The 21,549-nt window shown below is 63.4% G+C and carries 22 protein-coding genes; 14 read left to right on the top strand and 8 right to left on the bottom strand.

Annotated elements, in window-relative coordinates; genetic code table 11:
• Positions 1-48 precede the first annotated feature (48 nt).
• Positions 49-747, bottom strand: coding sequence for a DnaA regulatory inactivator Hda (gene hda, locus AAIL67_RS20455; RefSeq protein ID WP_003070849.1), 699 nt, complete (start codon positions 745-747; stop codon positions 49-51).
• Positions 748-1,104: 357 nt separating this feature from the next.
• Here hda and purM point away from each other — a divergent pair, with 357 nt between their 5' ends.
• On the top strand, positions 1,105-2,157 hold the full coding sequence (purM, locus tag AAIL67_RS20450) for a phosphoribosylformylglycinamidine cyclo-ligase (RefSeq protein ID WP_034380447.1): 1,053 nt from the start codon (positions 1,105-1,107) through the stop codon (positions 2,155-2,157).
• 37 nt (positions 2,158-2,194) lie between these two features.
• On the top strand, positions 2,195-3,253 hold the full coding sequence (locus AAIL67_RS20445; RefSeq protein ID WP_034353554.1) for an AI-2E family transporter: 1,059 nt from the start codon (positions 2,195-2,197) through the stop codon (positions 3,251-3,253).
• A gap of 24 nt (positions 3,254-3,277) precedes the next feature.
• Here the strand turns inward: AAIL67_RS20445 and AAIL67_RS20440 are convergent, their stop codons facing one another.
• Positions 3,278-4,126: a transglutaminase-like domain-containing protein gene (locus AAIL67_RS20440; RefSeq protein ID WP_003070846.1), complete on the bottom strand. Its 849-nt coding sequence runs from the start codon at positions 4,124-4,126 to the stop codon at positions 3,278-3,280.
• A gap of 104 nt (positions 4,127-4,230) precedes the next feature.
• Complete coding sequence (gene murJ, locus AAIL67_RS20435; protein WP_034353558.1) at positions 4,231-5,796, bottom strand: murein biosynthesis integral membrane protein MurJ; 1,566 nt, start codon at positions 5,794-5,796, stop codon at positions 4,231-4,233.
• Positions 5,797-6,031: 235 nt separating this feature from the next.
• Between murJ and rpsT the strand changes: the two genes are divergently transcribed.
• The 3 genes from rpsT to AAIL67_RS20420 all read left to right on the top strand — a co-directional run bounded on the left by rpsT (position 6,032) and on the right by AAIL67_RS20420 (position 9,829).
• Positions 6,032-6,325: a 30S ribosomal protein S20 gene (rpsT, locus tag AAIL67_RS20430; protein WP_003052598.1), complete on the top strand. Its 294-nt coding sequence runs from the start codon at positions 6,032-6,034 to the stop codon at positions 6,323-6,325.
• Between the two features lie 322 nt (positions 6,326-6,647).
• Complete coding sequence (gene mqo, locus AAIL67_RS20425; protein ID WP_343484717.1) at positions 6,648-8,342, top strand: malate dehydrogenase (quinone); 1,695 nt, start codon at positions 6,648-6,650, stop codon at positions 8,340-8,342.
• A 110-nt stretch (positions 8,343-8,452) separates the two neighbouring features.
• Positions 8,453-9,829, top strand: coding sequence for an MATE family efflux transporter (locus AAIL67_RS20420; RefSeq protein ID WP_343484716.1), 1,377 nt, complete (start codon positions 8,453-8,455; stop codon positions 9,827-9,829).
• 78 nt (positions 9,830-9,907) lie between these two features.
• Here the strand turns inward: AAIL67_RS20420 and AAIL67_RS20415 are convergent, their stop codons facing one another.
• Complete coding sequence (locus AAIL67_RS20415) at positions 9,908-10,234, bottom strand: DUF3579 domain-containing protein (RefSeq protein WP_003052588.1); 327 nt, start codon at positions 10,232-10,234, stop codon at positions 9,908-9,910.
• Positions 10,235-10,470: 236 nt separating this feature from the next.
• Here AAIL67_RS20415 and AAIL67_RS20410 point away from each other — a divergent pair, with 236 nt between their 5' ends.
• The 4 genes from AAIL67_RS20410 to AAIL67_RS20395 all read left to right on the top strand — a co-directional run bounded on the left by AAIL67_RS20410 (position 10,471) and on the right by AAIL67_RS20395 (position 13,570).
• The gene (locus AAIL67_RS20410; RefSeq protein WP_034380459.1) at positions 10,471-11,667 is read left to right on the top strand and encodes an aspartate aminotransferase family protein; all 1,197 of its coding nucleotides are present in this window, start codon (positions 10,471-10,473) and stop codon (positions 11,665-11,667) included.
• An 18-nt stretch (positions 11,668-11,685) separates the two neighbouring features.
• On the top strand, positions 11,686-12,606 hold the full coding sequence (gene argF, locus AAIL67_RS20405) for an ornithine carbamoyltransferase (protein ID WP_012839458.1): 921 nt from the start codon (positions 11,686-11,688) through the stop codon (positions 12,604-12,606).
• Positions 12,607-12,820: 214 nt separating this feature from the next.
• Positions 12,821-13,084: a hypothetical protein gene (locus AAIL67_RS20400; RefSeq protein WP_003067103.1), complete on the top strand. Its 264-nt coding sequence runs from the start codon at positions 12,821-12,823 to the stop codon at positions 13,082-13,084.
• A gap of 120 nt (positions 13,085-13,204) precedes the next feature.
• Positions 13,205-13,570, top strand: a complete 366-nt coding sequence (locus AAIL67_RS20395; RefSeq protein ID WP_063664074.1) for a YkgJ family cysteine cluster protein — start codon at positions 13,205-13,207, stop codon at positions 13,568-13,570.
• A gap of 145 nt (positions 13,571-13,715) precedes the next feature.
• On the opposite strand, the gene AAIL67_RS20390 is transcribed toward AAIL67_RS20395, so the two are convergent.
• Genes AAIL67_RS20390 through AAIL67_RS20380 form a run of 3 tightly spaced genes read right to left on the bottom strand, consistent with a single transcriptional unit; the run spans position 13,716 to position 16,181 of the window.
• Positions 13,716-13,910 (bottom strand): hypothetical protein, encoded by a 195-nt coding sequence (locus AAIL67_RS20390; protein WP_003067100.1) that lies wholly within the window; start codon positions 13,908-13,910, stop codon positions 13,716-13,718.
• Between the two features lie 13 nt (positions 13,911-13,923).
• Complete coding sequence (gene feoB / locus AAIL67_RS20385; protein ID WP_343484713.1) at positions 13,924-15,858, bottom strand: ferrous iron transport protein B; 1,935 nt, start codon at positions 15,856-15,858, stop codon at positions 13,924-13,926.
• Complete coding sequence (locus AAIL67_RS20380; protein WP_343484711.1) at positions 15,855-16,181, bottom strand: FeoA family protein; 327 nt, start codon at positions 16,179-16,181, stop codon at positions 15,855-15,857. Before AAIL67_RS20380 ends, feoB begins: the two co-directional genes overlap by 4 nt.
• Positions 16,182-16,439: 258 nt before the next feature.
• On the opposite strand from AAIL67_RS20380, the gene AAIL67_RS20375 reads away from it, so the two are divergent.
• Positions 16,440-16,760 carry a YkgJ family cysteine cluster protein gene (locus AAIL67_RS20375; RefSeq protein ID WP_045839946.1) on the top strand — a complete coding sequence of 107 codons (321 nt, stop codon included), beginning with the start codon at positions 16,440-16,442 and terminating at the stop codon, positions 16,758-16,760.
• Between the two features lie 21 nt (positions 16,761-16,781).
• On the opposite strand, the gene AAIL67_RS20370 is transcribed toward AAIL67_RS20375, so the two are convergent.
• A complete protein-coding gene (locus tag AAIL67_RS20370) occupies positions 16,782-17,513 on the bottom strand; it encodes a Stp1/IreP family PP2C-type Ser/Thr phosphatase (RefSeq protein WP_343484727.1) in 732 nt (243 codons plus the stop codon).
• 226 nt (positions 17,514-17,739) lie between these two features.
• On the opposite strand from AAIL67_RS20370, the gene AAIL67_RS20365 reads away from it, so the two are divergent.
• The 4 genes from AAIL67_RS20365 to kynB all read left to right on the top strand — a co-directional run bounded on the left by AAIL67_RS20365 (position 17,740) and on the right by kynB (position 21,419).
• On the top strand, positions 17,740-18,366 hold the full coding sequence (locus AAIL67_RS20365; protein ID WP_343484709.1) for a LysE family transporter: 627 nt from the start codon (positions 17,740-17,742) through the stop codon (positions 18,364-18,366).
• Between the two features lie 10 nt (positions 18,367-18,376).
• Positions 18,377-19,177, top strand: coding sequence for an AraC family transcriptional regulator (locus tag AAIL67_RS20360; protein ID WP_343484707.1), 801 nt, complete (start codon positions 18,377-18,379; stop codon positions 19,175-19,177).
• Between the two features lie 94 nt (positions 19,178-19,271).
• Complete coding sequence (locus AAIL67_RS20355) at positions 19,272-20,651, top strand: amino acid permease (protein ID WP_343484705.1); 1,380 nt, start codon at positions 19,272-19,274, stop codon at positions 20,649-20,651.
• 135 nt (positions 20,652-20,786) lie between these two features.
• Positions 20,787-21,419, top strand: coding sequence for an arylformamidase (gene kynB / locus AAIL67_RS20350; RefSeq protein ID WP_343484704.1), 633 nt, complete (start codon positions 20,787-20,789; stop codon positions 21,417-21,419).
• Positions 21,420-21,549: the final 130 nt, after the last annotated feature.

Below are 21,549 nucleotides of genomic sequence, written 5' to 3'. Positions count from 1 at the left end.
ACAAAAAGTGCTGTGGCATGGCCAAAGCAGAAAGCGTGAGCAGAGGCCTCACTCGGTTTCCAGCATGGTCTTGAGCAGCGGGATGGTGATGGCGCGCTTGTTGCGCAGGGCAAAACCGTCCAGCATGTCCAGCAGCTGCATCAGCGAGCCCAGATCGCGCGAAAAGCGCCTGAGCATGTAATCCATCACTTCGTCGCTCAGAAACACGCCACGGGCATCGGCTTCCTGACGCAGCACGGCACGCCGTGCCGACTCGTCGAGCAGATGCAGCTGATAGACATGACCCCAGCCCAGGCGGGTGCGCAAGTCCTCACGCATCTTGAGATCGGCCACCGGCAGCTGGCCTGCAGCCAGCACCCAGCGCGGCAGGCCGGTGGCAGGGCTGGTGGCATTCACAAACCAGTTGAAGGCACGCGCCTGCTGGAACGGGGTGTAGATGTCCACATCGTCCATGAGCACGGCGGCCCAGCGTTCGTCGAACTCGGGCGGGAACGGCGTGGATGCATCCATCCAGCCCACCATGGCTCCTTGCTCGCGCAGGGCTTCACGCACCGCCTTGAGCAAATGACTCTTGCCGGACCCGGCCTCTCCCCAGAGATAGGTGGGCACCGGCGTGCGCGACTGCTGCAGCTGGCCATCGCCCACCCAGTGACGCAGGTGATCGATCAACGCAGCATTGGGGCCGACAAAGAAACGCGCGAGCGTCGGGCCTGGCGCCATGCTGATATCCAGAGCCAGCTGCTTCATCTGCGACATACGCGCAGCGCCCCCTTTCCTGGGCACTCAACAGCCCATGCGGCGAAATCTGGCAGGAGATTCATCAGCATCAATGGTGGAAGATACAAAGGCCCGGACGCGCACTTAGATCAGGCCCTGCAATATGCCCTAGCGTGATCACTCGGTAACAAAAGCACCAATTTTAGTCTGCACTCGCAGCCCCCGAGCGGCTTCGGGCTGATTTTGCCTACTGCCGTTGTTGTAGTCAGGCCATGAATGCTCCAGCAAAACCCTTTGACGCATGTCCGGGCGCCCCCGCTGCACGGGCAAGCGCCGTAGAATCCCGGGGTTTCCGCCCAGCAGGGCGCCCCCGCACCGGATCCATCGATGAGCTCTTCCGCATCCTCCTCTACCCCCATTTCCTACAAAGACGCTGGTGTTGACATCGACGCAGGCGACGCCCTGGTCGAACGCATCAAGCCCCTGGCCAAGAAAACCATGCGCGAAGGCGTGATGGCCGGCATCGGCGGCTTCGGCGCCCTGTTCGAAGTGCCCAAGCGCTACAAGGAACCCGTTCTGGTGTCCGGCACCGACGGCGTGGGCACCAAGCTCAAGCTGGCCTTCGAGTGGAATATGCACGACACCGTGGGCATCGACCTGGTGGCCATGAGCGTGAACGATGTGCTGGTGCAGGGCGCCGAGCCCCTGTTCTTCCTCGACTACTTCGCCTGCGGCAAGCTGCATGTGGACACGGCAGCTGCCGTGGTGGGCGGTATTGCCAAGGGTTGCGAGCTGTCCGGCTGCGCGCTGATCGGCGGTGAAACCGCCGAGATGCCCGGCATGTACCCCGATGGCGAATACGATCTGGCCGGCTTTGCCGTCGGCGCGGTCGAAAAGTCCAAGATTCTCAGCGGTCAGAACGTCAAGCCCGGCGATGTGGTGCTGGGCCTGGCTTCGCACGGCGTGCACTCCAACGGTTTCTCGCTGGTACGCAAGTGCATCGAGCGCGCCGAAGCCCAGGGCAGCGTGCCCGAGACCCTGGACGGCAAGCCCTTCAAGGCCGCCATCATGGAGCCCACCCGTCTGTATGTGAAGAATGTGCTGGCCGCACTGGACAAGCACCCCATCAAGGCCCTAGCCCACATCACCGGCGGCGGCCTGCTGGAGAACATTCCCCGCGTGCTGCCCGAAGGCACCGCGGCCCATCTGAAGGCCGGTAGCTGGCCCCAGACCGAGCTGTTCGCTTGGCTGCAAAAGACTGCCGGCATTGACGATATCGAGATGAACCGCACGTTCAACAACGGTATCGGCATGGTGGTCGTGGTGGCCGCTGAAGACGCAGAAGCCACGGCAGCCACACTGGCCGAGCTGGGCGAGAAGGTCTACAGCATCGGCGCCATCACGGAAATCGGCTCCGGCAAGCCCGTTGAAGTTCGCTAAGCAGGTCTTCATCACAGCCCCTCTACCCCGAGCCTGAATGACGCAGCATTTGCCCGCCCCCATCACTACGCAACCGGGCCCTTCGCCCAAGGTCATACTGGCCAGTTACATATTGATGGGAGCAGCATTGCTGCTCGTCATGCATCAGGGAATACTCCCCGGCCTGCTGTGTGTGTGCGTAGGTTTCATGCTTACCCGCTCGCTTTCGCGCCTGCTGTCACGCGCCAACCCTCGCGCCTTTGCCAGCAACCAGCTGCCACGCTGGGCTCAGGTGGTTGCCACCACCATCGTGATTCTGGCGCCACTGGCCCTGCTCAGCGGCGCCCTCTCCCAGACCCGGACCTATATCACCGAAGCCCCCGCCCAGTACAAGGAACTGCTGGACTATCTGGCGGCCACGGTGCTGGAGCTGCGAGAGAAACTGCCCTCGGACATTGCCGATCAGCTGCCTGACGGTGCCCAGGAAATTCAAAGCAAGCTGGCCGGCTATCTGGCCGCCAAGGCCGGTGTGCTGGCCACTGCAGGCCGAGCCTGGCTCACTGGCTTGCTCTATGCCTATGTGGGTCTGATCATCGGCGCGCTGGCAGCCGTTCGCCCCATCGCCACGCGTCACCCGCCGCTGGTGCAGGCCCTGCAGCAGCGCATCGGTCACTTTGCCCTGGCCTTCAAGCAGATCGTGGCCGCCCAGTTCTGGATTGCGGCCTTCAACACGCTGCTGACGTCCATCTTCCTGTTGGCCATATTGCCGATCTGGAAGCTGCAACTGCCTTACACCCCCGCGCTGATCACGCTGACTTTTATCGCCGGGCTGATCCCCATCGTCGGCAACTTGCTATGCAATGCCGTGCTGACGCTGGTCGGCCTGTCCGTATCGCCCATAGCTGCTGCAGCCTGCCTGGGCTTCCTGATCCTGATTCACAAGGCTGAATACGTGATCAACGCCAAAGTGGTGGGAACACGCACGCATATGGGCGTATGGGAGCTGCTGGCCGTGATGTTTGTGGCCGAGTCCGTCTTCGGCCCAGCAGGCCTGGTGGCAGCGCCGCTGTTCTATGCCTATCTCAAGAAAGAGCTGGAAGCCGCGCAACTGGTGTAAGCAAGCTGCTTGCCACCAAGGCACTCAACCCGCGCGGCGCAGCCGGGCAATGGTTTTGGCGATGTAATCGGCCTCCTGCCCTTGTGCGGCAGGCGCATAGCGCTCCAGATCCGATAGCGCTCTTTCAATCACTCCCCATTGGGCATACGCCATGCCGCGGTCCCGGAACAGCTCCTCGCGGCCAGGCTGCAGCAGGATCAGGCGATTGAGCACGGCCACCAGCATGGGCCAGTCTTTCTGGACCTGATGAATCTCCTGCAGATTGCGCAGCATGCGCGCCACGACATCTCGCGGATGAGCGGCCTGCAGATACAGCCCCAGCGGCGGCGCATCATCGGGTGAAATGCCGGCCTGATCGAGAAACGGCTGCAGGCGCTCTGCCAAGGCGCTTGCGGAATAGGAGTCGCCTGTCAACGGATCCTGCACCACCTGCCCCTGCGGCAGCATGACCTTGACCAGAAAATGCCCTGGAAAGCCTATGCCCTCCACCGTCAGACCGATGCCGGCAGCCAGCTCCAGCCAGACCAGTGCCACGCTGATGGGAATGCCGCGCCTTGTCTGCAGCACATGGTGGATATAGCTGTTGGCAGGGTCGTAATAGTTGTTGAGGTTGCCGGCAAAGCCCAGCTCGCCATAGAAGAACTTGTTGAGCGCACCGAGCTTGCGCAAACCGTCCTCCTCGCCGGCCAGACGCTGCACCAAACGCACTTGCAGCCTGTCCAGCTCGGCCAGCACGGCCTGCAGGTCAAGATCAGGTTCGGCATCCTGAGCAATGCTGATGGCGGCTTCCATCAAGGCAAAGTTTTCATCACTCTGCACCAAAGACGCAAAATACTGCAGGGCCGTGGGGTACTCGTCTATCGTCCAGCTCATAGGCTGATTTGTAAGCCGCCTTGGCAGGTCATGCAAGCGAAATCCCCTTGATACGCCTGTAAAACCTGCACTGACCGCTCACTTTTCCATGAGCAGCTCAAGCTTTAACGACGCAGCAATTGACGCAGATTCAGGCCCGACAGCATCAGCACGCCAAAGTAAAGCACGGCGGCACCAACCATCATGGCTGCCAGCAGACCTGCGCGCAGCAAGCCATTGCTGCGCAAGCCCACCCAGTCGAAGTGCTGACTGCCCCAGAGCAGCAGCACCGCCAGCAAGGCACTGGCCGCAATCACCTGCATGATGAACTTCAACCAGCCCGGCCTGGGCTTGTAGGTACCGCGACGCAACAAGCCCGTGAGCAGCCAGCTCGCGTTGACCAGTGCAGCCAGACCGATGGACAGGGCCAGCCCGGTGTGCTTGAGCCAGGGCACCAGCACCAGATTGAGCAACTGCGTAATCACCAGCACCACGATTGCGATCTTCACGGGTGTGCGGATGTCCTGGCTGGCGTAGTAGCCGGGGGCCAGCACCTTGATGGCCACCAGGCCCAGCAGGCCGGCGCCGTAGCCCATCAGCGCCAGGGCAATCTGCCCCACATCGCTGTCATGCAAGGCACCACGATGGAATAGCGTGGCCACCAGCGGCGTGGCAAAGGTCAGCAGGCCCACGGCGCAGGGCACGGCCAGCAGCACGACCAGGCGCAGACCCCAGTCCAGCATATTGGAATAGCGCTCGCCATCACCTGCCGCCTTGGCTGAAGCCAGCTGCGGCGTCAGCACCACTCCCAGAGCCACGCCCAGCAAGGCCGTGGGAAACTCCATCAGACGGTCGGCATAGAACAACCAGGTCACGCTTCCGGGCGCCATATAGGAAGCTATCTGGGTGTTGATCATCAATGAGACCTGGGCCACCCCTACCCCCAGCAGCGCCGGCCCCATCAGTGCCAGGATGCGACGCACACCCGCCTCGTCCCAGGCTGCGCGAATGGCTGCGTACGAGAAGCCGATGCGTGGCATCAGCCTCATGGAGCGCAACGCAGGAATCTGCACCGCCAGTTGCAGCACGCCGCCCAGCATCACGCCGCCAGCCATGGCATAGATGGGTTCTATGCCCTGCTTCTCGAACCAGGGGGCTCCCAGCAGAGCCGCCACGATCATGCTGATATTGAGCAGCACGGGCGTGGCTGCCGACACCGCGAACTTCTTCCAGGTATTGAGAATGCCTGCCGACAGAGCCACCAGCGACATAAAGCCGATATAGGGAAACATCCAGCGCGTCATCACCACGGCTGCGTGATAGCCGTCGGGTGACTGGCGCATGCCGCTGGCCAGCAGCCAGACCAGCAGCGGTGCGCCGATCACGCCCAAGACGCAGACCACCAGCAGAGCCCAGAACAGCATGGTCGCGACATGGCTGATCAGGTGGCGCGTGGCCTCCTCCCCATCCCGGGTCTTGCTCGCGGCCAGCACCGGCACAAAGGCCTGGCTGAAAGCCCCTTCGGCGAACAGGCGCCGGAACAGGTTGGGAATTCTGAAGGCGACATTGAACGCGTCTGTGAGGGCATTGGCTCCAAACATGGAGGCCATGAGCAGATCGCGAACCAGCCCCGAAACACGGGAGGCCAGCGTCATCAGGGATACGGTGGAGGCGGCTTTGAACAGTGACACGCAGCGAAGTGTATGCGTTCATGCCAAGCGCTGCAGGCTGATTTGCGGCGCTTTTCACTCTGTAGCAATCCAGCGATCTCAAACCAGACACGGCCCAACACAGAGACATCGAGCAAGGGCCGCCCCGCCGCGAGGATGTCGTCCCCCTTAAAGGGGGAAGCGGCAAAGCCGCACAGGGGGTGATACAATCCACTGTTTTGCTGACATCATCCTCAGACACACAAGGAAATAAATCATGGCAACTAAAGCCAAAAAGAACCCCCGCCTGGCTTCTGGCCGCAAGCGCGCCCGCCAGAACGTCAAGCTGAACGCTGCGAACACTTCGCTGCGTTCCAAGTACCGTACTGCTGTCAAGAATGTCGAGAAGGCTGTTGTGGCCGGCGACAAGACCAAGGCAGCTGAACTGTTTGCCAAGGCTCAGTCCGTGATCGACGCGATCGCTGACAAGGGCATCTTCCACAAGAACAAGGCAGCTCGCGACAAGAGCCGCCTGTCCGCCAAGGTCAAGACCCTGGCTCTGGCTGCTTAATACCAGCCTCACTCAAGCACGGATGACTTCGGTCATCTGCCGTTTGTAACGGGTGCGCTGTCAGCAAAAACATCAAAACCGCCTCAGGGCGGTTTTTTTGTTGCCTGTGCCCGACAGACTGCCTCATCAAGGCATCCACAGACGCGCCTCACGCCTAGCACAAAGCGCCCTAATACGAATTGATTAGCGTCAGATTTTGACTTCCCTAGGACAATCCCCAGGTCGGGGAGTCTCATGTCTTTTATAGGACTTGCCCCGTATCTTCGCAAAAAGCCTGCCGCCTGCCTGCAGGCTTTTTTGATAGTCAAGTCTAGAAAAAGTCATGAAAAAGTCGATCAAAGCAGGACTGGGAGCCGTCGCGGCCCTGGTCCTGGCCGCGCTGTTATTTTTGTTTTGGCCAATATTCCCTCGCTCCGTGCCCAAGGCCGAGAACGAGCAGCCCGTCGATGTGGTGATGGTAGGCGCCGGCGTGATGAGCACGACGCTGGCCACCTACCTGCAGGAACTGCAGCCCGACTGGAAGATCGAGGTCTTCGAACGCCTGGACGGCGTGGCCCTGGAAAGCTCCAACGGCTGGAACAACGCCGGCACCGGCCACTCCGGCTTTGCCGAGCTCAACTACACGCCCCAGCTGCCCGACGGCAGCGTGGAAACCAAGCGTGCCGTGAGCATTGCCGAGCAGTTCGAGGTGACGCGCCAGTTCTGGGCCCACCAGGTCGGCCGCGGCCACCTGCAGTCGCCCGAGACTTTCGTGAACGCCACCCCCCATATGAGCTTCGTCTGGGGTGATGACAACATCGCCTTCCTCAAGAAGCGCCAGCAGGCCCTGGTCCAGAACCCGCTGTTCTACGGCATGGAGTACTCCGAAGACCAGGCACAGATCAAGAAGTGGGCCCCGCTGATGATCGAAGGCCGTGACCCGGCCCAGAAGATCGCCGCCACCTATATGCCCCTGGGCACCGACGTGAACCATGGCGTCTGGACCGAGCAGCTGATGGCCTCGCTCCAGAAGAGCCCCAACTTCCAGCTGCACCTGCAAAGCGAAGTCACGGCCCTGCGCCAGAACACCGACAAGACCTGGAACGTGACCGTGGCCGATCTGGCCAAGGGCGGCCAGGAAAAGACCGTCAAGGCCAAGTTCGTCTTCGTCGGTGCCGGCGGTGCCGCACTCAAGCTGCTGCAGGCCTCGGGCATCCCCGAATCCAAGAACTACGCCGGCTTCCCCGTGGGCGGCCAGTTCCTGGCCATCGAGAACCCCGAGCTGGCCAAGCGCCACGACGTCAAGGCCTACGGCATTGCCTCCACCGGCTCGCCTCCCATGTCCGTACCCCATCTGGACGCCCGCCAGCTCGACGGCAAGCCCGTGGTGCTGTTTGGCCCCTTTGCACTGGCCACCACCAAGTTCCTCAAGAACGGCTCCTGGTGGGACCTGTTCTCCTCGGTCACCCATGACAATCTGATGGGCATGCTGCGCGTAGGCATCCACAACCTGGACCTGGTCCAGTACCTGATGCAACAGGCCGAGCTGACCGATGCCGACCGTCAGGCCGTGCTGGCCCAGTACTTCCCCGAAGCCAAGCGCGAGGACTGGAAGCTGGTCACCGCCGGCCAGCGTGTGCAGATCATCAAGCGCGACCCTGAAAAAGGCGCCGTGCTGCAGTTCGGCACCGAAATCGTTGGCTCGGAAGACGGCAGCATCGCTGCCCTGCTGGGTGCCTCGCCTGGCGCCTCGACCGCTCCCCACATCATGCTGAACCTGCTCAAGAAGTCCTTCCCCGAGCAGATGGCCAGCGCCGGGTGGAAGGCCCAGATCCAGCAGATCGTGCCCTCCTACGGCCGCAAGATCAACGAGGATGCCGCCTATACCAACGAGATCCGCCGCATGACCAGCTCGGCCCTGAAGCTGCCCTATGTGGACGTCCCTGTCGACCTGGGCAAGAAGGCCGAAGCGGCTCCCGCGCCTGCCGCAGCTCCCCAGAACCCCACCCAGCTGAACAAGGAAATGCAGGCGCTCTAAGCCCGGCACTCCCCGCACCGGCCCCGCCGGTGCCCGCCCCGCCGGCCTGTGCCGCGCGGGGTTTTTTCTTGCCAAGCCCCAGCGCTTGAGGTTGCGCAGCCTTTTTTTCCATGCACCAGCCACTGACCCATGCACCGATAGGCCGCGCCCTGCTGCGGTTTTCCCTGCCTCTGTGGGGCGGCTATGTGCTGCAGTCGCTCAATACCTCGGTCAATGCCTTCTGGATCGGACGCCATCTGGGCGAGAGTGCGCTGTCTGCAGCCGTGCATACCAACAATCTGCTGTTTGCGCTGATTGCTCTGGTCTTCGGCATCAGCCAGGCCGCCAATCTGCTGGTGGCTCAGGCCGTGGGTGCGGGCCGCTGGGCCCTGGCCCGCCGCATCACAGGCACCAGTGCCAGCCTGTTTCTGGGCATGTCCCTGCTGATGGCCGCCCTGGGCTGGCCGCTGGCCGTCCCCATGCTGGGTGCAATGGGGGCCGAGCCTGCCACCGCCGCACTGGCCGTGGACTATCTGCGCGTGCTCTTTCTCGCGCTGCCGCCCATGCTGCTGCTGATCTTCGTGGCCGCCGTGCTGCGCGGCACAGGCGACAGTCGCACGCCTTTCGTGGCCCTGCTGGGCGTGGCCCTGGGCGATGCCTTGCTCAACCCCTTGTTCATCTTCGGCGCCGGCCCCCTGCCAGGCCTTGGCATGGCGGGCTCGGCCCTGGCCACCCTGGTGGCCAACAGCCTGGGCCTCGCGGGCCTGCTGGCCTGGCTGCGCTGGCAGCGCCTGCCGCTGTGGATAGGCTGGCGCCAGCGCCGCCATTGGCGGCCTGTGCCTGAGCTGCTGCACTGCCTGGTCATCAAGGGCCTGCCCATGGGCCTGCAGATGCTGCTGGTCTCACTCTCCCTGGTGCTGATGCTGACCCTGATCAACGCCCATGGCGCCCAGGTTTCGGCCGCCTACGGCGCGGCCCTGCAGCTGTGGGCCTATGTTCAGATGCCGGCCATTGCCGTGGCCTCGGCCTGCACCACCATCGCCGCCCAGAACGTGGGCGCCGGCCACTGGTCGCGAGTGGCGCGCACGGCGCGTGCCGGCGTGGCCTGCCACCTGTTGCTGACCGGCGCCTGTGTGACCCTGATTCTGGCCTGCGACCGCTCCGTACTGGCCTTGTTCCTGCCCGATGACAGTACGGCCCTGGAGCCTGCACGCCACCTCAACCGCATCGTGCTGGGCTCGTTCATGCTGCTGGGCGTGAGCAGCGTGCTGGCCGGCGTGGTGCGCTCCACGGGTGCGGTGCTGGCGCCCCTGGCCATCCTGGCCCTGACGCTCTGGGGCCTGCGCCTGCCCCTGGCCTGGGGGCTGCAGCCGCTGTGGGGGCAGGATGCGCTGTGGTGGAGTTTTCCGCTCAGCGCGCTGGCATCCATGCTGCTGTCCATCGCCCACTACCGCTGGGGCCCATGGCGCCGCTCACGGCTGCTGGACAGCACGACAGCGCAGAGCTAGACCCGCAGCGCACAGATACAAAAAAAGCTTCCCGTGGAAGCCTTTGTCGTTTGCGCGGCGCCTCTTGGCACCTAAAAATCACTTCTTGCCGGCTGGCAGCTTGTCTGGCAGCAGACAGGCCTCGGCCACTTGCAGATCGTTGTCCTTGGCGAAGTTCAGGCAGAAGTCCCAGGCCATGGGCTCGTAGTCGCGCAGATCCCGGTTGATGACCACGCATTTGGTGCCGTTCATCACCGTAGGCACGCACCAGGGAGAGTAGCTCAGATGGCTTCCGGCGCAGGCACCACCAGGGCGAAACTGACTCATGACCCCGGCCAAGCGCTCGGCCCAGTCGCTGGGTCGAAAGGTTTTTCCGGCATGGGTCATACCCATGATGAACAGTTCTTTGCTGGAAGGGGTAACCATCAAATATTCGCCAAAAAGATCCGGCAACCAGGCGGGATCCCCGCCAACATGCCTAAACAAGCATTCTAACTCTTGTATAAGAGCCATGCTGTCAACCCCACAATGGCGTAGGTTGATTGCATGGCAGCGATGCGCAATCCGCAATGTTGGGGTTATCCGGGCACTCTAGAATCAAAGCTCTCATTTTTCAGGCGCCGCAGTGCGCCGTTGACCTTCCTTCTCAGGAGATTCTTGCAATGACCGCTTTCATCGAGGCAGCTTCGCCCCACGTTATGCCCACTTACGGCCGCGTCCCCATCGCGCTGGAGCGCGGCCAGGGCTGCCGCGTTTGGGACGTGAACGGCAAGGAATACCTGGACGCACTGGGCGGCATTGCCGTCAACACCCTGGGGCACAACCACCCCAAGCTGGTGCCGGCCCTGCAAGAGCAGGTGGCCAAGCTGATCCACACCAGCAACTACTATCATGTGCCCGGCCAGGAAACCCTGGCCAAGCTGCTGACCGAGCGCTCGGGCATGACCAATGTGTTCTTCTGCAACACCGGCCTGGAAGCCAACGAAGCCGCCATCAAAATCGCCCGCAAATACGGCGTGGACAAAGGCATTGCCAAGCCCGAAATCGTGGTCTATGACCATGCTTTCCACGGCCGCTCCATCGCCACCATGAGCGCCACGGCCAACCCCAAGGTACGCAACGGCTTTGGCGATCTGCTCGCTGGCTTCACCCGCATCGCACCCAATGATTACGAAGCCCTGATCGACGCGACCGAAGGCAATCCCAACATCGTCGCCATCATGATGGAGCCCATCCAGGGCGAAGGCGGTCTGCACCCCATGCGCGCCGACTATCTGAAGAAGGTGCGCGAGCTGTGCGATGCCAAGGGCTGGCTGCTGATCATGGACGAGGTGCAGGCCGGCATGGGCCGCACCGGCAAATGGTTTGCCCACCAGTGGGCCGGCATTACGCCCGATGTGATGACCCTGGCCAAGGGACTGGGCTCTGGCGTTCCCGTGGGCGCCGTAGTGGCGCACAAGGCGGCTGCCGAAGTGCTCAAGGCTGGCAACCATGGCTCCACCTTTGGCGGCAACCCTCTGTCCATGCGCGCCGGGGTGGAAACCATCCGCATCATGGAGGAAGACGGCCTGCTGGCCCATACCACTGAAGTGGGCGAATATCTGAAAGCTAAACTGCAGGCTGAACTGGGCAGCCTCGAAGGCTTCGTCGAAGTGCGCGGCCAGGGCCTGATGATTGGCGTGGAGCTGACCAAGCCCTGTGGCGAGCTGATTGGACAGGCCGCAGAAGCCGGCCTGCTGCTGAGCGTGACCGCCGACACCGTGATTCGCCTGGTGCCGCCGCTGATCCTGAGCAAGGCCGAAGCCGACGAAATCGTCGCCAGGCTCAAGCCCCTGGTTCAAGCTATTCTGGCTGCCTGATCCTCCAAGGAATTCCGCATGAAGCATTACCTGCAATTTAGCGACTTCACGGCAGATGAATACGACTACCTGCTGGAACGTGCCGCCCTGATCAAGAAAAAGTTCAAGGGCTACGAAAAGCACCACACGCTGATCGACCGCACCATGGCCATGATCTTCGAGAAGGCCAGCACGCGCACCCGCGTCAGCTTCGAAGCCGGTATGTACCAGCTCGGTGGCTCCGTGGTCCACCTGACCACGGGCGACAGCCAGCTGGGCCGCTCCGAGCCGATTGAAGATAGCGCACGCGTCATCAGCCGCATGACCGACCTGGTCATGATCCGCACCTTCGGTCAGGACAAGATAGAGCGCTTTGCCCAGTACTCGCGCGTGCCCGTCATCAACGGCCTGACCAACGAGTTCCACCCCTGCCAGATCCTGGCCGACATCTTCACCTTCATCGAGCACCGCGGCTCGATCAAGGGCAAGGTGGTGGCCTGGGTGGGCGACGGCAACAACATGGCCAACACCTGGCTGCAGGCCGCCGATCTGCTGGGCTTCACGGTCCATGTCAGCACGCCCGGCGGCTACGAGGTGGACGAGCAGTTGGCCTTCAACGGCAAGCCCGTCAACCCCGGCTGCTACAAGGTGTTCAAGGACCCTCTCGAAGCCTGCAAGGGTGCCGATCTGGTCACCACCGATGTCTGGACCAGCATGGGCTACGAGGCCGAGAACGAGGCGCGCAAGAAGGCTTTTGCCGACTGGTGCGTGGATGCCGAGATGATGGCCTCGGCCAAGGCCGATGCCCTGTTCATGCACTGCCTGCCCGCCCACCGCGGCGAGGAAGTGGAAGCCGAAGTCATAGACGGACCGCAATCCGTGGTCTGGGACGAGGCTGAGAATCGCATGCATGTGCAAAAGGCGCTCATGGAGTACCTTTTGCTGGGTCGCGTGGACTGATGGCGAAGACATCGGTGCACGCGACGGCTCGCCAGAGCCAGCATGCGATTCGGGCGCAGGCTCATACCCGCTTCGCGGGTGTGAAGCGGCAGCATGCCGCGTGCCAAAGCCAAAATCGCATGCATGTGCAAAAGGCGCTCATGGAGTACCTGCTGCTGGGCCGCCAGCCAGGCTGATTCGGCACGTCCGGGCTCATCTGCATACCACCACACCCATGCACCTGAGCCACATCACATCCCCACACCGCCAGCGGGCCCTGCGCCAGCTGGCGGTGTTTCTGTTTCCGCTGCGCCCCACCCAGGGCGACGCCCGCTACGGCCAGCGCGGCGGCCTGCTGGCGCTGCGCCAGCCCCATATGGCACGCCACACGCGCGTGCCCTCCTTCTTCGGCCCGCGCAAATCCTTTGCCGCGCGCGTGCGTGCACTTTATGTACGCATCCACACCTTCTATCTGAAGTTTCTTCAAGGCCATACCTAGTGGCTCGGCACCGGAAGCCGCAGACAGCCCTGTGCGCCGGCTTCCCTCTGTTCCCTAGAAAGCCGTCCTTCCCAGAGGAGGACGGCGCGACCCCGATGCCTGAATCCTTGAAGAAACACGATGTCCGAATCCGTCCACCCCTGCCTGAACTGTGGCGCCTGCTGCCAGAACTACCGCGTTGAGTTTTCCATTTACGAGCTGCAATCCATGGGCGGCACCGTCCCCGATGAGCTGGCCCATGAAGTGCCCGGCAAGGGCAACCGCGCGCGCATGAACGGCACGGAGCGCCACCCGGTGCGCTGCGTGGCGCTGCGCGAACTGCCCGAGGTCGGCGCGGGCTGCATAGGCTGCGGCATTTACGAGCAGCGCTCGCGCCCCTGCCGCGACTTTCCGTTTGCCTCCTACGGCTGCCAGGACACGCGCGAGAAGTTCGGCCTGTCGGCACTGAGCGACGAGGAAGTCCAGCCCTGGCTGGAAGCCGCCTGAGCTTTCGACAAACCGGAAAGCACTGTTGCTATCAAATAAAAAGCTGCCTGCGCTTGCCACTTAATCATTTCAGATACAAAAGCATCTGAAATTCAGAAATGGCAAGCGCAGGCAGCTATATTTTTATGTAAGGTCGGTATCCGCCTCAAGCCTTGCGCGTATCCGAGCAACTATCGCCGCCACAGGCACTGCAACCACCGCAGCTGCCGCTCTTGCCCGCAGGCGCCAGCGAAGGATGAACCCGCGTCAGCTTGCTGCGCAGACCGGCCGGCATGAAACGCCAGGCCAGCGATACGGCGGCCACCAGCACGATGGCGCCCACTATCAGTTCCTGCCACATAGACAATCCTTTCTCAGCCCCAGCCCAGGGCCACGGCGACGCGATAGGTCACAAAGCTGGCCAGATAGGCCAGAGCAAACAGATAGCCGGCCATCAGCAGCGGATAGCGCCAGCCATTGGTCTCGCGCTTGACCATGGCCAGCGTGGAGATGCACTGGGGGGCAAACACAAACCAGACCAGCAGCGACAGCGCGGTCGCCATCGACCAGCTGCTGGCGATCAGCGGGCTCAGCTGCTGGGCCATGGCGTCATCGCCCACGGCCGACAGCGCATACACCGTACCGAGCGCACCCACGGCCACCTCGCGTGCGGCCATGCCGGGCACCAGCGCAATGGCGATCTGCCAGTTGAAGCCGATGGGCGCCAGCACCACCTCCAGCGCACGACCGATCTGGCCCGCGAAGCTGTAGCGAATCGCGCCTTCGGTCACGCCCTCGGGAGCACCGGGGTAGCTGGAGAGGAACCACAGTACGATGCTGACGGTCAGGATGATGCCGCCGACGCGGCGCAGGAAGATCATGGCCCGCTCATACAGGCCCAGCACCAGGCTGCGCAGGCTGGGGATGCGGTAGGAAGGCAGCTCCATCAGCAGCGGCGTGCGGGTCTTGACCTTGGTGGCCAGCTTGCCCACCCAGGCCACGGCCATGGCACTGACGATGCCGCCCACATAGAGGGCAAACAGCACCAGGCCCTGCAGATTGAAGAAGCCGGCCACGGTCTGCTCGGGAATGAAGGCGCCGATCAGCAGCGTGTACACGGGCAGGCGTGCCGAGCAGGTCATCAGCGGCGCGATCATGATGGTCAGCAGACGGTCGCGCCAGCTCGAAATCGAACGCGTGGCCATGATGCCGGGCACGGCACAGGCAAAGCTGGACAGCAGCGGGATGAAGGAGCGTCCGGACAGGCCCACGCTGCCCATGATGCGGTCCAGCAAAAAGGCGGCGCGCGGCAGATAGCCCGAGTCTTCCAGCACCAGGATGAAGAAGAACAGAATCAGAATCTGCGGCAGAAAGACCACCACCGAGCCGGTGCCGGCAATCACGCCGTCCACCAGCAGGCTGCGCAGCACGCCATCAGGCATCACGCCATGCACCCACTGGCCGAAGTCGCTGACCAGGCCTTCGATACCGTCCATCAGGGGCTCGGCCCAGCTGAACACTGCCTGGAACATCAGGAACAGCGTCACCACCAGCAGCAGCGTGCCCCACAGCGGGTGCAGCACCACGGAGTCGATGCGATCATCACGCTGCGTGGGAGCCGCAGGCTCCTGCACGGCCAGGCGCATGATCTCGGCCACCTGCTGGTGCAGGGCCAGCAGCTGGGCACGCGAATTGCTGCCCGTCACGGGCTTGAACTGGCCTTCGAGCGTCGGCGCCTTGAGTTGCCTGGCCTGATCGCTGTCCAGCCAGGCCAGCAAATCCTTGGCGCCGGACAGATGCACGCCCACGCTCTCCACCACGGGCACGCCCAGCAGCTCGCTGAGCTTGGCCTTGTCGATGACCAGTCCCTGGCGACGCGCCATATCGCTCATATTGAGCACCACCACCATGGGCAGGCCCAGGGCGCGTGCCTCCAGCACCAGACGCAGGTTCAGACGCAGATGGGTGGCATCGGTCACGCAGACCAGCAACTCGGGCGGCGCTTCGCGCGGATGCTGGCCCTTGACTATGTCGCGCGTGATGCGCTCGTCCTCGCTGTGCGCATCGAGGCTGTAGGTGCCGGGCAGGTCCAGCACGCGCACGCGGCGCTTGCCAGGCGTACTCAGCCAGCCTTCCTTGCGCTCCACGGTCACGCCCGCGTAGTTGGCCACCTTCTGGCGGGCGCCGGTCAGCAGATTGAACAGCGCCGTCTTGCCGCAATTCGGGTTGCCCAGCAGCGCGGCACGCAGGGGCGCCTGCTCCGCGGCTTGAGGGCTCATCATGGTGATCTGGGATTCGCGCGCGTTCATGCTGCGGCCTCCAGCTGCACCAGCACCTGCGACGCCTCGTGGCGGCGCAGCGCAAACGTCGCCTGGCCTATGCGCACGGCCAGCGGGTCGGGGCCGGGAAAGCCGGTGGCGACGACGCGCACGGACTCGCCGGGCAGAAAGCCGATTTCCATGAGTCTGAGCAGCAGGCTTTCATCCTCGCCTTCGGAGGAAGCCAGATCCACCACCCGGGCTGGCTGATTCACCACCAGCTGATCCAGGCCCATGATGGGCCCGGTGGCTGTGGCTGCAGCGCTGGAAGATGGCACGCCGGATTCAGACGCTTGAACAGGAAAAGCATTCATGGACGAAGTAACTGACACTGCCTCAGACCTCGCCGAGGGGGACTGCAAAGAACTCATAGCGCATTATTAATTGATTTTGATTCTCATTTTCCATTTACTGTAGGCGATTGGTGCACAACGGTGGCGAATTGGCACCAGCAGCATGGACTTTTGGGCGGGTATTGAGCGGCGCGGTTGACAAATCTGCGGCCCGACACAACCAAAGGGTTTGCACAGCTGCGAAAATCGCCGCCCCACCGGATAAATTCCGCCTCTCCAATGACCCATCCCTGCCTTAGCTGCGGCGCCTGTTGCGCGTCCTTTCGTGTCGATTTTTCCGTGCACGAGTCCCAGGAGCATGGGGGCAGTGTCCCCGCAGGACTGGTTGAGGAAGTTACCGACTACACCTGCCGCATGCGCGGCACGGACTGGGCCAGGCCACGCTGTGCAGCTCTGGTGGGCAAGGTGGGAGAGAAGGCGTACTGCGGCATTTATGAATGGCGCCCCTCCCCTTGCCGCGAGTTCGCCGCAGGTTCGGACGCCTGCAACCGCGTGCGCCAGCGCCACAATCTGCCTCAGCTGGAAAGCGGTCTGATCTAAGAGTCCCGCAAGATACCGGGATCAGGCGTCCAGCTCGATCAGCACCACGCCTATATTGTCCTTGCCGCCTGCGGCATTCGCCGCCTCGATCAAGGCCTCCTGCAACCGCGCCAGCGGCAGGTTTTCATCGAACAGGGAGGCAAGGCTGGCGTCGCTCAGCATATCGGTCAGGCCGTCCGAGCACAGCAGAATGCGGTCACCCCGCTGCAGCGGCCAGTGGTTCAGCTCCGGCTCCACCTGGGGCATCACGCCCAGCGCTCTGGTCACCAGATGGCCGTAGCGCGAGGTCCTGGCATCGGCCTCGCTGATCAGGCCGGCATCGATATCCTGCTGCACCAGCGAATGGTCGCGCGTCAGGCGCTGCAGCCGGCCGGCGCGCCAGGCATAGGCCCTGGAGTCGCCCAGATGGGCAATCAGCACCTCGCTCGCCAGCACCAGGGCGGCCACCACCGTGGTGCCCATGCCGCTGCAGCCGGGCGTGGACTGCGCGGCTGCATAGATGGCCGTATTGGCCATGTGCAGGGCGTCCGTCAGCTCGCACTGTGCTGCCAGCATGGATTCATCGGCTGCCGGACCGTGCTGCACGCTGGTCGTGATCAGCTCCACGGCCATGACGCTGGCCACCTCGCCCGCGTTATAGCCACCCATGCCGTCGGCCAGCACGGCAACCGGCCAGGGCCTGGCCTGCGGCTCCAGACCTACCGAGTCTTCGTTATTGCTGCGCTGGCGCCCCATGTCGGCACGCCCCACCATGCGTACGGCCGGCCAGACTCGGGATGGGCTAGAAGCTGCTGCGGATGGCATGGAAGATGGGATGGGGGTCAGGTTCGCGAAAGCATTCAAGCGTAACGCAAGTCACCTTCTTGTGTCGGTCGAAAAGAGCCGTTTTGCACTTGTTAACCAAGCAAAGGCGCAATTTTGTTCAATACCTGGAAAAGCCAAGGACTCAGACTGGCGACCTCTTGTTTCAGGTTTGTCCATGCTTTCTTCTGTTCTGGCCATGGCCGGATTTGCACTGGCCGGCGCCATCACGCCAGGGCCGGTGAACGTGCTGGCCCTGCGCCATGGCAACGGCCGCGCTGGCGCCGCCTTCTGCTATGTACTGGGAGCCAGCCTCAGCTACGCCGTCATCGTCTGGCTGATGGGCCAGAGCGGGCAATGGCTGCTCAAGCAGCCAGAGCTGCTGCGCTGGGCGCCGCGCGTCTGTGCTCTCTATCTGCTCTGGCTGGCCTGGCAGCTGGCCAATGCCCCCGGGACCCATGGCCGGGCGGCCAGGGAGAGCGCCCCCGCATCACTGCCGGCCGGTCCAGGCGGAGCGTTCGTGCAAGGCATTGCCATTCAGAGCCTCAACCCCAAGGCCTGGCTGGTGGCGCTTTCGGGCATCGGCATGTTTGTCGCCCCGCTGGCCGCGCAGCAGGTCTCGCTGCCAACCGCCTTGCTGCTGTTTTGCAGCGTCTCCTTGCTGGCCTGCCTGCTCGGCGTTGGCTGCTGGGCCGCGCTGGGCCATGCACTGACCCAGTGGCTGAGCACGCCCCTGCGCCAACGGCGGCTGAACCAGGCCCTGGCCATGGTGCTGGTGGCAAGCGTGGTCAGCATGCTGGCATGATGAGGCCGTCATGCCAGCCCCCAGTCACCATTTCCACCGCCACCCGGCCCTGCCCTGGGCCGAGCTGCGCATCAGCCGCCAGTCCTGCTACAGCTACCGGCTGCATGCGCACGCGCAGTACTCCATAGGCATCGTGGATGAGGGCGAGACCCTGTTTCTTCACGACGATGGCCCCGAAACATTGAGTGCTGGCAGCGTGGTGCTGATCGAGCCCGGCCACTGGCATGCCTGCAACCCCGAGACATTGCAGCCCTGGTCCTACCGCATGCTGTTCGTGCAGGCCGACTGGGTGCATAAGCGGCTCGGCGTCGGCGGCCTGCGCTTTGCACGGCGCGCGCTGCACAAGCCGGAAATCTCGCGCTGGGCAGACCGTCTCTGCCAGCCGCTTGCCGGCAGCGCCACGGATGCGCAGCTGCGGCAGCACGAGCAATCGCTGACGGATTTTCTGCAGCTGCTGGGCCGTGCCGCAGACTCCCCTGCCCCAGAGCCCCAGCCCGCCGATGCCGTGCTACCCGCGCTGCAGCACATGCACCGCAGCCCCGAAGACGAAACCAGCGTCCAGGCCCTGGCCCTGCGCTGCGGCATGAGCCCCAGCCGTTTCATCCGCCGCTTCAGGGCCGTCACCGGCGTCACGCCCGGGGCCTACCGCCTCAACCTGCGCCTCAATGGCGTGCGCCACCTGCTGGCCCAGGGCGAGCCCCTGGCCTCGGTCGCTCATCAGATGGGCTTTGCCGACCAGGCCCACATGCAGCGCGCCTTCAAGGCCCATCATGCGCTGACGCCCGGCAACTACGCCGGCACGCAGCGCTAAGCCGGCCGGGTCAGGGACATTCGCCGCCACGCCGCCGCAGCCGGTCATTCGCGGGATACTTGCCGCTTCGATTTTTCGCACGCGCAAGTCAGCAATGGCCAACTTTGACAGTATTCAGCAACGCGAGACAGGCCTGCAGCAGCACCTGAACTCGGCCCAGATGACCATGATCGCCATCGGTGGCGCCATCGGTACCGGTCTCTTCATGGGCAGCGCCTTTGCCATCGGCTTTGCCGGTCCCAGCGTGCTCATCAGCTACGCCATCGGCGCCTTCATCGGCCTGCTGCTCATGGGATGCCTGGCCGAGATGACCGTAGCCCACCCCACCTCGGGCTCCTTCGGCGCCTACGCCGAGCACTACATCAGCCCTCTGGCCGGCTTTGTGGTGCGCTATGCCTACTGGGGTGCCGTGGTGCTGGCCGTGGGCATGGAGGTCACGGCCGTGGGCAAGTACATGGCCTACTGGTTCCCGGCCGTGGAGCCATGGATCTGGGTGGCGCTGTTCTCGGCCCTGCTGGCCGCCGTCAATGCCACCAGCGTCAAGGCCTTCGGCCAGGTCGAGTACTGGTTCTCCATGGTCAAGGTGATTGCCATCGTGGCCTTCATCCTGATTGCTGCCTATGTGATCTTCGGCACCCGACCCGAGGGCGTGGGCTTCGACAACTACTTTGTCGATGGCGGCTTCTTTCCCAACGGCTGGTGGGGCACCTGGGTGGGGGTGATCGTGGCCATCTTCAGCTATCTGAGCCTGGAATCCATTGCCATTGCGGCCGGCGAAGCCCAGAACCCCAAGCAGGCCGTGACCCGCGCCTTCCGCAACACGGTGCTGCGCCTGGTGCTGTTCTATCTGCTATCGCTGGCACTGATGCTGGCCGTCGTGCCCTGGAGTCATGCGGGCACGGACAAGAGCCCGTTCGTCAAGGTGATGGAAATTTTGCAGATCCCCGGCGCGGCCGCGGCCCTCAACTTCGTGGTGTTGCTGGCCTCGCTGTCGGCCATGAACAGCCAGCTCTACGTCACCTCGCGCATGATGTTCAGCCTCTCGCGCGGCGGCTATGCCCCCAAGGGACTGAGCAAGCTCAGCAAAAGCGGTGTGCCGCTGGGCGCGATTGCCGTCTCCTGCCTGGGCATGGCCGTGGCCATGGTGCTCAACGTGCTCAAGCCCGAGCAGTCGCTGGAGCTGATGATGTCGATCGCCATGTTCGGCGCCATGTTTGCCTGGTTCATGGTGTTCGTGACCCATCTGTTCTTCCGCCCGCGCTGGCAGCGCGAGCATCCTGGCCAGAAGCTGGAGTTCCGCATGTGGGGCTTTCCCGTGCTGACCCTGGTAGGCGCCTTGCTGATGGCGGGCGTGATCGTCACCACGCTGTTTACCAAGGAGTTCCACACCACCGTGCTGGTGGGTGTGCCGTTTCTGATCGTGCTGGTGCTGGTCTATGCTCTTTGGTATAGAAAGAAGAAGGCGGCCCCCTGAGGCGCTAGCGCGCCTTCCCCCAAGGGGGACGACAGCCTTTGCTGCGGGGCGGCGCGGCCGGCCCCGGCCCTTGCTGGCTGTCCCGCACTCGGGCCTGTTATCGATCAAGAGCGACCGAACCCATTCATACACACCATGACACGCCAGATCTGGGATATTTCTCCTGCCATTCATCCTGCCGCACCGGTGTTTCCGGGCGACACGCCCTATAGCCAGGAATGGGTGGCCAGCATTGGCCCGGGCTGCCCGGTCAATGTCAGCGCCATTCATCTCTCGCCCCATGTGGGCGCGCATGCCGATGCGCCGCTGCACTACGATGCGCAGGGCGCGGCCATCGGCGCCGTCGATCTGGATGCCTTTCTGGGCCCCTGCCGCGTGATCCACGCCATGGGCTGCGGGCCGCTGATCGAATGGCGTCACATAGCGCACGCCATCGATGCCGGCCTGCCCGCGCGCGTGCTGGTGCGCACCTACGAGAAAGCACCCACCGGCTGGGATGCCGAGTTGGCCGCCTATGCCCCCGAGACCGTGCAAAAGCTGGCCGACCTGGGTGTCAAGCTGATCGGCATAGACACTGCCAGCATAGACCCTGCCAGCAGCAAGAGCCTGGACAGCCATATGGTGATCCGCCAGCGCGGCCTGCGCGTGCTCGAGAACCTGGTGCTCGATGAAGTGAGCGAAGGCGACTATGAGCTGATCGCCTTGCCGCTCAAGCTCACGGAAGCCGATGCCTCGCCAGTGCGCGCCGTGCTGCGCAGCCTGCTCTGAAGCGCTTGGCGCAAAGAAACCGATGTCCTCGCTGCAAGGCGGCCGGGCCGACCCGGTCTCGGACACAATGGGCGAATTCGAGTCCAGCCATATTTGAATCAGAACCGGCTCTGGCGTAGACACAATCATC

The organism is Comamonas sp. A7-5 (genome assembly GCF_039581385.1).
GTDB classification, from domain to species: domain Bacteria; phylum Pseudomonadota; class Gammaproteobacteria; order Burkholderiales; family Burkholderiaceae_C; genus Comamonas; species Comamonas thiooxydans.
The sequence above is the reverse complement of the archived record's forward strand: the minus strand, read 5'-3'. Positions and strand labels throughout refer to the sequence as shown.